This window comes from Acidocella sp., from assembly GCF_013044125.1.
GTDB lineage: Bacteria > Pseudomonadota > Alphaproteobacteria > Acetobacterales > Acetobacteraceae > Acidocella.
The window spans coordinates 1-11,523 of the sequence record NZ_JABEVC010000085.1 but is presented as its reverse complement, the minus strand read 5'-3'; the positions used below and the strand labels follow the sequence as shown (position 1 = coordinate 11,523).

General features: G+C 65.5%; 9 protein-coding genes. 2 read left to right on the top strand and 7 right to left on the bottom strand.

The features are described 5' to 3' along the window. Positions 1–296: 296 nt before the first annotated feature. The 5 genes from gpt to HKL97_RS05190 form a co-directional block, all read right to left on the bottom strand. Positions 297–770, bottom strand: coding sequence for a xanthine phosphoribosyltransferase (gene gpt / locus HKL97_RS05210; protein WP_284258688.1), 474 nt, complete (start codon positions 768–770; stop codon positions 297–299). A gap of 76 nt (positions 771–846) precedes the next feature. Continuing rightward, the gene (gene ftsH, locus HKL97_RS05205) at positions 847–2,763 is read right to left on the bottom strand and encodes an ATP-dependent zinc metalloprotease FtsH (protein ID WP_291423132.1); all 1,917 of its coding nucleotides are present in this window, start codon (positions 2,761–2,763) and stop codon (positions 847–849) included. Between the two features lie 107 nt (positions 2,764–2,870). Then, positions 2,871–4,064 (bottom strand): tRNA lysidine(34) synthetase TilS, encoded by a 1,194-nt coding sequence (gene tilS / locus HKL97_RS05200; protein WP_291423130.1) that lies wholly within the window; start codon positions 4,062–4,064, stop codon positions 2,871–2,873. Beyond that, positions 4,055–4,927, bottom strand: coding sequence for a tol-pal system YbgF family protein (locus tag HKL97_RS05195; protein WP_291423128.1), 873 nt, complete (start codon positions 4,925–4,927; stop codon positions 4,055–4,057). Before HKL97_RS05195 ends, tilS begins: the two co-directional genes overlap by 10 nt. A 163-nt stretch (positions 4,928–5,090) precedes the next feature. Next, positions 5,091–5,588 (bottom strand): OmpA family protein, encoded by a 498-nt coding sequence (locus tag HKL97_RS05190; protein ID WP_291423127.1) that lies wholly within the window; start codon positions 5,586–5,588, stop codon positions 5,091–5,093. Positions 5,589–5,882: 294 nt separating this feature from the next. Between HKL97_RS05190 and pheS the strand changes: the two genes are divergently transcribed. Both pheS and pheT read left to right on the top strand, forming a co-directional pair. Further along, on the top strand, positions 5,883–6,962 hold the full coding sequence (pheS, locus tag HKL97_RS05185; RefSeq protein WP_291423125.1) for a phenylalanine--tRNA ligase subunit alpha: 1,080 nt from the start codon (positions 5,883–5,885) through the stop codon (positions 6,960–6,962). Between the two features lie 3 nt (positions 6,963–6,965). Beyond that, positions 6,966–9,419, top strand: a complete 2,454-nt coding sequence (pheT, locus tag HKL97_RS05180; protein WP_291423124.1) for a phenylalanine--tRNA ligase subunit beta — start codon at positions 6,966–6,968, stop codon at positions 9,417–9,419. Here pheT and HKL97_RS05175 read toward each other — a convergent pair. Together HKL97_RS05175 and HKL97_RS05170 are read right to left on the bottom strand one after the other, a co-directional pair. Then, positions 9,416–9,622: a ribbon-helix-helix domain-containing protein gene (locus tag HKL97_RS05175; RefSeq protein WP_291423122.1), complete on the bottom strand. Its 207-nt coding sequence runs from the start codon at positions 9,620–9,622 to the stop codon at positions 9,416–9,418. The two genes, pheT and HKL97_RS05175, sit on opposite strands and share 4 nt — an antisense overlap. Further along, positions 9,600–11,523, bottom strand: a 1,924-nt coding sequence (locus tag HKL97_RS05170) for an MMPL family transporter (RefSeq protein ID WP_291423120.1), incomplete at its 5' end; no start/stop codon positions are given. The genes HKL97_RS05170 and HKL97_RS05175, both read right to left, overlap by 23 nt.

Here is an 11,523-nt window from a genome sequence, read left to right as displayed (position 1 = left end):
GGTCTGGCTGTGAGGGGAGCATAAACTCGTCACAGCCACGGACCATGTGGCCGGAAACGCCGCGGGCAAAAAACCGGCGGCGGCGCGGATCATCCGGTTGGTTCCCTAAAACCCCGTTCTGCCGCTAGTCTCAACAACATGAGCGGGGCCAAATGCCCCACACATGAACACGCCCCATGGCGTGTGCGCTGCTCTTACCGGAGTTTCGCCCCCAAGGCTAGGAGGACTTGAACACCCAAGCTGGTTACGCAGGCCGGCGCGCCAAAGGCGTTATGCAGGCCGGCGCGCCAAAGGCGTCATACAGGCCGGCGCGCCAGGGGCGCGACGAACTGCGGCTCGGTGTCCCACGGAAAGAGTATCCATGTATCCTGGCTGACCTCGGTGATGAAGGTATCGGCCATCGGCTTGCCGGCCTCCTTGGCATAAACCGTGGCCAGATGCGCCTTGGGCAGCAGCCCGCGCACCAGTTTGGCCGTTGTGCCGGAATCCACCAGATCATCCACAATCAGCCACCCTTCCCCGTCTCCGGCGGCGGCGGGCGGCTTGGTCACCACCGGCTCACCGGGGTTTTCCTCGTCATAGGTGACAACCGAGACCGTCTCGATCAATCGGCATTCCAGCTCGCGCGCGATAATCGCCGCCGGGATCAGCCCGCCGCGTGTAATCGCGACAATGCCCTTCCATGGCCCGAGTGAGTGCAACCGCCATGCCAGTGCCTTCGCGTCGCGGTGCAACTGGTCCCAGGTAACTGTAAAATAATGTTTTGCCATGCGTTGCGGATAAACAAGCCCGCACACTCCGGCAAGAGCGCAAACGGCACGGGGACTCCCCGTGCCGCCTTACACTTCAGCCCGCTGCCGGGAGAATCCCCGGAACGTCCGGCCGCGGCGGCGCCGCGGTGGGCACTGAGGAGCGGCGCTGGTCGGGCATCGGCTCGTCCACCACCTTGCGCACAATCTTCTCGCCACGGATCACCGCCTCGATCTCGTCGCCCGAAAGCGTCTCGTATTCCAGCAGCCCTTGCGCCAGCGACTCCAGATCCGCCCGGCGCTCGGTAAGAATACGCCGCGCCTCGGCATAGGCATGGTCGATGATCGCCTTGATCTCGGTGTCGATCTCGCGGGCGGTGGCTTCCGAGACGTTCTTGTTCTGCGTCACGGAGTGGCCGAGGAACACCTCCTGCCCGTTATCGCCGTATGAGATCATGCCCAGCTTCTCGGACATGCCCCATTCGGTGACCATCCGCCGGGTCATGTCCGTCGCCATTTTAATGTCGCCGGAGGCGCCGTTGGAGACCTTGTCCGGCCCGAACACCAGCTCCTCGGCGGCGCGCCCGCCCATGGCCATGATGAGCTGCTGCAACAGTTTCAGCTTGCTGGTGGAGTAGCGGTCCCCTTCGGGCAGCGACATCACCATGCCAAGCGCCCGGCCGCGCGGAATGATGGTGGCCTTATGCACCGGGTCGCACTCCGGCAGGGTGATCGAGCAAATCGCATGGCCGCCTTCATGATAGGCGGTCATGCGCTTCTCATCGTCGGACATCACGAGCGAACGCCGTTCCGCGCCCATCATCACCTTGTCCTTGGCGTGCTCGAACTCCGCCATGGCGACCACCCGCTTGCCGATTCGCGCGGCCAGCAGAGCGGCCTCGTTCACCAGATTGGCAAGATCCGCGCCCGAGAAGCCGGGCGTGCCGCGCGCGATGGTCTTGGGGTCAACATCGGACGCCAGCGGCACCTTGCGCATATGCACCTTGAGAATTTTCTCGCGGCCCAGCACATCCGGGTTGGGCACCACGACCTGCCTGTCAAACCGGCCGGGGCGCAGCAATGCTGGGTCCAACACGTCCGGCCGGTTGGTGGCGGCGATGAGGATGACGCCCTCATTGCTCTCAAACCCGTCCATCTCGACCAGCATCTGGTTCAACGTCTGCTCGCGCTCGTCATTGCCGCCGCCCAGCCCCGCGCCACGATGGCGGCCGACGGCGTCGATTTCGTCAATGAAGATGATGCAGGGCGCGTTCTTCTTGCCCTGCTCGAACATGTCACGCACGCGCGAGGCGCCAACACCCACGAACATCTCCACGAAATCCGAGCCGGAGATGGTGAAAAACGGCACATTGGCCTCCCCCGCGATGGCGCGCGCCAGCAGGGTTTTACCCGTGCCCGGCGGGCCAACAAGCAGGCACCCCTTGGGGATTTTGCCGCCAAGCCGCTGGAACTTCTGCGGGTCACGCAAGAATTCCACGATTTCCTGCAACTCGCCTTTGGCCTCATCGATGCCGGCCACGTCCTCAAAGGTCACGCGGCCCTGCTTTTCGGTCAGCAACCGGGCGCGCGATTTGCCAAAGCCCATGGCGCGGCCGCCGCCTGACTGCATCTGGCGCATGAAGAATATCCACACCCCGATCAGCAGCAGCATCGGCGCCCAGGAGATCAGCACCTTGAGAATCGGGTTCATGGTGTCGCCTTCGGGCTTGGCATCCACATGCACATTGGCCGCGATCAGCTTGTCGAGCAGCGAAGGGTCGGCCGGCGCGTATGTCTCAAACGCCTTGCCATCCTTGGTCGTGCCGGTGATGTCATGTCCCGCGATGGTGACATCCTGCACCTGACTGTTATTCACCTGATCCAGAAAGCTGGAGTAGGCGATCTGGCTCACCGGGTTGCTGGACGTGCTGGACGGCTGAAATACGTTAAAAAGTACCACCAGAAACAGAGCGACGACCACCCAGAGCGCTATATTTCGACCAAGATTGTTCATCTAGCCTTATCCAATTCTCTACATTAAAACCCAACGCCGCTCCGCCACGGTGGTAGAGCGCCATCTCAGATGGGTATTCTGCACCGATTTTGTAGCATTGCACAAATTTATTGCCCGGCGCTGAAGAAGGGATGCGGCGCGGCGGGCGACGGCGGGGTGAACAAAACCGGGGCGGGGAAGCTGAGCGTGCCGTCCGCCGCGCGCAGGGCCGCCATCGTGCGCAGAACAACCGATGGCAAGTTATTGTATTTTTTATGGTTTTTTGCCTCATCGCCGAGCGCGCCCAAACTCTGCCCCGGCGGGGGCGTGGCCTCCAGGGTGAACCGCCCGTCCCAGAGAGCGCCGCGCCGCGCCGGAACCGGCGGCGCCAGAGCGGCGGGCTCGCGCGCCAGCAGCCAGCCGGGGCCAAGCCGCCCGGCCGCCAGAATACGCACCCCGGCCAAGGTCGCCGGGCGCAGCCTTGCGGCCAGGGCTGCGGTGGCGGGCTGGTCCGGCGCGTAGACATTGCCGCCGACCACGCGCAGCAGCGCCGCCAGCGCAGCCGCTGGGGCCGCGGGCGCGTCCAACAGCGCAAACCCCTCGGGCCGCAGCGCGGCGCGGCGGGCGAGGAAGCACGCCGCTTCCTGCTCGCGCTCCTGGCGGGCGGCGGCGCTGGCGGGCTGCACGCCCGCACCCTCAAAGCGTATCCGCACGCGCTCAAACCTGAGGTTCTGGTTGGAAGGGTCTTCCACCCATGCCATGCCCTGCGCCGCAAGATAGGCGCGCAGCGCGGCGGGGGGCACATCCAGCAACGGGCGCAGCAGCAGCACATTGCCGCGCGCCGCCCAGGCGGCGATGCCCTCCGCCCCGCCGGGACCACGCCGCGCACGCATGGCCACGGTTTCAGCCTGATCAGCCTGATGATGGCCCAGCAGCAGGTGCAGCCGCCCCTGCGCCAGCGCGGCCTGCGCCAGCGCCGCATAGCGCGCGGCACGGGCTTTTTCCTGAACTCCAGGACCCGCAAGGCCAGACAAGTTGATGATTTTACAATCAATCCCCCGCGCCGCCAGGCGCGTGGCCGTCAGCGCGGCTTCAGCACCGGACTCGGGGCGCAGGCCGTGGTCGACAATTAGCGCCAGCAGGCTCCCCTGGTTTCGTACCGCCCAATCATGCGCCAGCAAGGCCAGGGCGGTACTGTCCGCCCCGCCGGAAACCGCGGCGGCCAGATGCGGCGGCGTGCCAAAAGGGCCTAGCCTCGCCATCGCGGCGGCAAAATGACGCGCCAGCGCGGTGCTGGCGGAGTCAGCCGGGGCTAGGAGCAATGCGCCCGGTGGCTCAACGCGTCGATCTTGCTCTTCATGCCGGCTGGGGGCGCCGGGAACTGGCTGTTGAGCGATGAGAGAGTGTCGCAGGCGGCTTGGTCCTGGTTGATGTCAGCCAGCGAGCTGGCAAGCCCGTACAACGATTGCGGCGCCCAGCTTCCCGTGCGGTTGAAGTTATAGGCGCTGTCATACGCAATGGCGGCAGCTTGCGGCTTGCCCTCGGCGGAAAGAGACTGCCCCAGCAGATATTGCGCCCGGTAGGCCTGCGGGCTGCCCTTGGCCGTGGAGAGAATGGCCTTTGCAGCCGTTTCGGCCGCCGTGTAATCATGCCGGGCGTAAGCGGCCAGGCCGTCATGCAACATGGTCTCGGGCGAGCCGGAAACCGCCGGGGCGGGAGCTGCCGGTGGGGCGCTGGTCTGCGGCGCCGGAGCACCCGATGCGGCGCCGGGGGCGCCTGACGCGGCGGAGGTGGCGCCGTTGGTCATCTGGAACTTCAGATCGCCAATTTCTTTCTCGGTCGCGGCGTGCTGCGTATCCACCTGGTTTTGCAGCGTATCCACCCTGCCGCTGAGCTGCTGCACCTGTGTTTGCAGATCGTTCACCTGGTTAAGCAGCGTGGCAACGATGCCGCCACCCGGCGCGGCGCCGCCAGAGGTTGGCGGCGGCGGCGCGGCGGTGCCGCCCAGCACGGAACCGCCATTTCCCCCGCCGCCCGCCTGCAACTGCTGCACCTGGCTCTGCAGTTGCAGAATCTGATTTTCCAGCGCGATGCCCTCCTGGCTTTGCACCAGCGGCTGGCCTTGCGCGGCGCCGATCGGCAGCAGGGAGGCAAATACAGCGAGGGCGAGGAGATTTTGGCGCATATCCGCGAATAATCCTGAACTGTGGGGTTTATCTGATCCGATATAGCCCTACCGGCTCAAAAACGAAACCGCCCAAACACAAAACCGGCGGCCCCTCAACAAAGAGGCACCGCCGGTCAATTATTTTCAGCCACGCCCAACCAGGGTTGGACGGAACCTTAAATTACTTGCAGTTCTGCGGGTTGAAGCCCTGAACCGAAGTGATGGCATTACGGTTCTGCTGGTAGGCAGCTTCGTCATTGCCCGCGGCAACCGGGCAATCCTTGCCGTAGGAGATGGTGGTGATGCGCGAAGCGGCAACGCCCTGGGCAACCAGGTAGTCACGCGCGGTGTTCGCACGGCGCTGAGCCAGCGCCAAGTTGTACGTCTCGGTGCCGCGCTCGTCAGCATTGCCGGCGACCAGAACGTTGACGCTCGGGTACTTGGCAAGCCATGAAGCCTGACGGCCCAGAGTGGCGTCGGAATCGCTGCTCAGGTTCGACTTGTCGAACGCGAAGAACACGCGATCACCAACGTTGGCAACCAGGTCCTGTTCGCTGCCCGGAACGGCGCCCGTGGAGGCCGCGCCGGCGCCAGTGCCGGTGTTGGAGGCGGTGGGGTTAGAAGAGCAGGCTGCCAGCAGGGCAAGGCCGGCGAAAGCGCCCAATGCTTTGAATTTCATATTAAAAAACCGATCCCTGTCCGTGATTGGTGAGCGAGGTTATACTTGGTTGCGAAATCACTATGATTACGCATCCTAACGGGCCATACTCTGCCCAGCGGTGAAGGGTCAAGCACTATAGTTATGCATTTTGCGCGTCTGTGGCCCGATTAGATAGGTAGAGATAGTTTATTTTGTACCTGTGGAGAATTTGTGACACCGCCCACCCGCCGGCCTGCCCCGGCGCCGCGTTGGCGCTTGACTTTTGGGCGGCAAAAATGTCTGCCCTGCGGCCGGATGGATCAGGTGGACCAAATGCCGGAAAACGACCTTAGCTTATTACAGACCCAGGCTGAATCACGCATCGCCATGGCTGACAGCGATGCCCTGGAGGAATTGCGCGTGGCGCTGCTCGGCAAGAGCGGCACCCTCACCGCCGCGCTGAAGGCACTCGGCGCGATGCCCCCAGAGGAACGAAAAGCCCGAGGCGCAGAGCTGAATGTTGTAAAATCAGCGCTCACCCAGGCGCTGGCGGCGCGCCGCGCGATGCTGGACGCGGCGGCGCTGGAGGCTCGCCTCGCGGCGGAACGTATTGACGTAACGGCCCCAGTCCGCCCGGAACTCACCGGCGCCATTCACCCGATCAGCCGCACCACCGAAGAGATCGCCGCGATCTTCAGCGCCATGGGTTTTTCCATCAAGGATGGCCCGGATATCGAAAACGACTGGAACAATTTCAGCGCGCTCAACATCGCCGCCCACCACCCCGCCCGCGCGATGATGGACACCTTCTATTTGCAAGGCGGCGAGGTGCTGCGCACGCATACCTCCCCCGTGCAAATTCGCACCATGCTCGATTGGGCGAAGAGCCATTCCACCCAGGCGGACGCACAGCCGATTCGCATCATCGTGCCCGGCCGCACCTTCCGCGCCGACCATGACGCCACCCACTCCCCGATGTTCCACCAGACCGAAGGCTTGGTCATCGGGCGCGGCATCACGCTCGGCCACCTGAAAGGCTGCCTGATCGACTTCCTGCGCGCCTTTTTTGACATTCCCGCCTTGCCGGTGCGCCTGCGCGCCAGCTACTTCCCCTTCACCGAACCCTCCATGGAGGTCGATATCGGTTGGAACCGCAAAACCGGCGAGCTCGGCGGCGGGACTGACTGGCTGGAGATCGGCGGCTCGGGCATGGTTCACCCCAACGTGCTGGCCAATTGCGGCATCGACCCTCGTGAATTTCAGGGCTTCGCCTTCGGTGTCGGCATCGAGCGTCTGACCATGCTCAAACACGGCATCGCCGATCTTCGCCTGTTCTACGAAAGCGATGTGCGCTGGCTGCGCCATTACGGTTTTGCCGCGCTGAGCCCCGCCATGCTGCACGAAGGAATCTAAGCCATGAAATTCACGCTGTCATGGTTAAAAACCTGGCTCGAGACCGATGCCGCACTGGATGACATCCTCACCACCCTCTCGGCCATCGGCCTGGAGGTGGAGGGTGTTGAAAACCGGGCCGCCACGCTGGCGCCTTTCATCATCGCGCAGGTGATTGAGGCCCTGCCCCACCCCAACGCTGACCGTCTGCGCGCCTGCCGCGTGGATGTGGGCGATGGCGTGGAGCGCTCCGTGGTCTGTGGCGCGCCGAACGCGCGCACCGGGCTGCGCGTGGTGTTCGCCCCGCCGGGCGCTTTCGTGCCCGGCTCGGGCATCACACTGAAAATCGGTGAAATCCGCGGCGTGAAATCCGAGGGCATGCTCACCAGCTTCAGCGAGCTGGGGCTGGAGGGCGAGGGCGAAGGCATCATCGAGCTGCCGGCCGATGCGCCGGTCGGTGCCGGCTACGCCAAATGGGCCGGGCTGGATGAACCGGTGATCGAAATCGCGGTCACCCCCAACCGTGGCGATGCGCTGAGCGTGCGCGGCGTGGCGCGCGACCTCGCCGCCGCCGGGCTAGGCGTGTTGAAACCCTTTGCGCCCGCGCCCATCGCCGGGTCCGGCGCCAGCGCCGTTGTGTGGCGCAACGCCTTCCCCGAGGCCTGCCCCTGGGTGCTGGGCCGCACCGTGCGCCATGTGAAGAACGGCGAAAGCCCTGACTGGTTGAAGCAGCGCCTGGAATCGGTTGGCCTGCGCCCGATCAACACGCTGGCCGACATCACCAATTTCTTCACGCACGACCTCGGCCGCCCCCTACATGTGTTTGATGCCGCCAAGGTCTCGGGCGGGTTCCTGGAACTGCGCCGCGGCAATGGCGAAACCTTCACCGGCCTGCACGGCAAAGAGGTAAAGGCCGGTGCCGAGGATTGTATCATCGCCGATGCGGCGGGCGTGCAATCGCTGGCCGGCATCGTCGGTGGCGAGGCCACTGGCTGCGATGAGAACACCACCAGCGTGTTCATCGAATGCGCCTTGTTTGACCGCGTGAGGATCGCCCAGACCGGCCAGCGCACCGGCATCTTCTCCGACGCGCGGCAGCGCTTCGAGCGCGGGATCGACTCTCAGCTCATGCCCCAGGCGCTGGATGCCGCAACCGCCATGGTGATCGAACTCTGCGGCGGCGAGGCCAGTGAAATTTCCGAAGCCGGCGCCCGGCCGGACTGGTCACGCACGGCAAAACTGCGCTTCGAGCGTATCCGCACCTTCGGCGGCTCGGACATCGGGCCCGATGAAGCCGTCGCCTCACTGGAGCGCCTCGGCTTTGGCGTGCGCGCGCGCGATGCGGCCAGCGTCACCCTCGCCGTGCCAAGCTGGCGCAACGATGTGGCGCAGCCCCCCGCGCTGGATCAGGCCGATGTTCCCGGCGCCGCGCAAGCCGCCATCGGCGCCGCCGAGATCGAGCCGGAGGTGGATCTCATCGAGGAAGTGCTGCGCCTGAAGGGCATGGACGCCATCACCCCCGTCTCGCTGCCGGTGGAAGGGCTCATCCAGGCGCCGATCTATACCCCAAAACAGGCCCGCACCGCTTTGGCCCGCCGCGTGCTGGCATCGCGCGGCCTGTTGGAGGCGGTAACCTTCAGCTTCCTCGACCACGAAACCGCCACGCTGTTCGGCGGCGCGCCCGAGAGCCTGCGGCTGGCCAACCCCATCGCCGCCGACCTTGACCAGATGCGCCCGACCGCCCTGGCCACCCTCTCCCTGGCCGCGGCGCGCAACGTGGCGCGCGGCTTTGGCGGCCTCGGCCTGTTCGAGATCGGCCCGGCCTATGCCGCCGACACCTCCCAGGCGCTGGTCGCAGCGGGCCTGCGCGTGGGCGAGACCCCGCTCTCCGCCCTCGCGCCCGCGCGCAAATTCGATGCGCTGGACGCCAAGGCCGACGCCATCGCGGTGCTGAGCGCGCTCGGCGTGCCGATGGAGGGGGTGACCACCACCCCCGGCGGCGCCAGCTTCTATCACCCCGGCCAGTGCGGCACGCTGCGCCAGGGGCCTAAAACCGTCCTCGCCGCCTTCGGCACGCTGCACCCGGCCTTATGCGCCAGGCTGGACCTGCCGCTGGGCGCGGTCGCGTTCGAAATCTTCCTCGACGCCATCGCCGAGCCAAAGCGCCGCAAAAAAGCCGCCCCGGCGCTGCCCGCCTTCCAGCCCATCCGCCGCGACTTCGCCTTCCTGGTCAGCGCCGGAACCGCGGCCGAGACGCTGCTGCGCGCCGCCAAGGGGGCTGAGCGCAACCTCATCACCCATGTGGCGCTGTTTGACCGCTACCAGGGCAAGGGCGTGCCGGAAGGCCAGATCTCGCTGGCCATCGCGGTGACCATCCAGCCGGTGGAGAAGAGCTTTTCCGAGGCCGAGCTGGACGCGGTTTCAGCGAAAATCGTCGCCGAAGTGGGCAAAAAAACCGGCGGGGTGCTGCGGGGTTAACCCCCGCCGCGCCGCAACGCATACACCCGCAGCGCCGAGGCCAGCGGCCGCTCGGGCGGGCGCGCCGCGTCAATGCGCGTCACCAATGCCGCCAGCGTCAGGTTTTCCCCCACCGCCAGCGCCGTCAGCGCCGCCCAGAACTCCGGCTCCAGCGCAATACTGGTGCGGTGGCCTGAGAGGCTAAGACTTCTTTTTTCGAGCATTTTCCCGGGCATTTACCACGGTGTACAACAGCGCCGGCAGAAACACCGACGTTGCTATCAGCACCGCCAGCAGGCTGATGAGCAGCAACACACCCATGCTGGCCGTGCCCCGGTCATGCGAGGCGGCCAAGGTGCCAAAGGCGGTTCCGGTCGTCAGCGCCGAGAACAAAACGGCATGGGCGGTGGCCGAGGAAAGGAATTTGCGCATGCCCATGCGGAAATTCATCACGAAATACACATTGAACGACACGCCAACGCCCAGCAGCAGCGGCAGCGCGATGATGTTGGCATAGTTGATCGACAGGCCGATGATTTTTGCAAACAGCGCCGTCAGCAAAACTGACATTCCCAGCGTCGCCAGCACCAGCAGCGGGCCGCGCAGATTGCGGAACACCAGCAGCAATATGGCCGTGATGGCGAGGAAAGCGAGCAGCGCCGCCTCGCGGAAGGAGTTCAGGATCGTCTGCGCGGTGGCGATGGTGGAAATTGCCGGGCCACCGGCATCGGGCGCAATCGCCAGCACGGCCTTGGCAAACTGGCGCAGCCCGGCCGTTGTTTGCGCGGCGGCGGAGGGCAGCGCCTCCACCCGCACCTGCCCGCCGGGCAGGAACCAGTCCGCCGCAATTGATTCAGGCAGATTCTGCACTGTAACCGGCGCCGCGTTCAGGCTGGCGGCCAGGCGGGAGAGTTCCCCGGGCAGAAAGCGCGTGAGCGCCGCGTTCATCGCCAGCAGTTGCGCATCGTCGCAGCCTTCCAGCTTCACCAGCGTCGCCGCCAGGGCCAGCAGCGGCGAATCCTTCGGCAGTTGGGGGGCCACATCGGCAATCGCCTGTTGCGTCTTCACCAGCGCGGCGCGGATGTCCGCAGCACTCACCGGCGCCGTGGGCGGCGTGGCGGCGGCCAGCAGCGTGGGCGCCAGAATACTCTGCGCCTGCGCCAGCATGGCCAGTTTCTGCGTCTGGTCCTCGGGCACGAAGGTAGCGCCCGAGAGCACGCCGGAGACCTGCGGCAACGCCGCAAACCTTGCCCCCAACGCGCGCGCGGCGGCCAGATTGGGGGCCAGCGCATCGGCATAGAACGGGTTGGTCGCCGGGTTGGTGAGCAGCTTGCTCAGCGTACGCATGCTCTCGGTGTTCGGATCCTTCGTGTTCAACGGGTTGGCGTCAAACCCGATGGTTGCGGCGGCTCCGGCGCCGGCCAGCCCCAGCACGGCGAACACCACCAGCACGCCACGGCGGCGCTTTTGCAAAAACCCGTCCATCCGCTCGCCATAAGGCAGGCCGAGCGGCGCCTTGTTCGTGCGCGGCGAAAACACCCGCAGCAGCGCCGGCAAAAACGTGATGGTGCAGAACAGGGCGATCAGCATCCCCGCCCCGGCGATGATCCCAAGCTCCGCCACGCCGATGAACGAGGTGGGGGCAAAGGCAAAAAATCCGCAGGAGGTGGCCACGGCGGCAAGGGCGATCTGCCCGCCGGCCTCGCGCGCGGTGCGCGGAATCGCATCGGAGAGTTCACTCGAGACAAGATGCACATCGCGCAGCCGCACACAGAACTGGATCGCGAAATCCACCGCCAGGCCGATGAACAATATGGCGAACGCCACGGAGATGAGATTCAGCACGCCGATGAAAATCGCCGCGAAGCTGATGGTCAGCGCCAGACCCAGCACCAGCGTCAGCAATATCGGCACAATCAGCCGCCACGAGCGCACCGCCAGATAAAGCCAGAGCGCAATCAGCAGCAGGCTGATGATGCCGCCGGTGACCATCCCCTGGGTCAGCGAGGCGAATTGCTCGTCCGAAAGCGGGATCTGCCCGGTATAGTCCACCGTGGCGCGGCCCGCGCGCACATCGGGCAGAGTCGCGGCTATGCGCATCAGCGCCGCCGTGGCCACCCCGCCG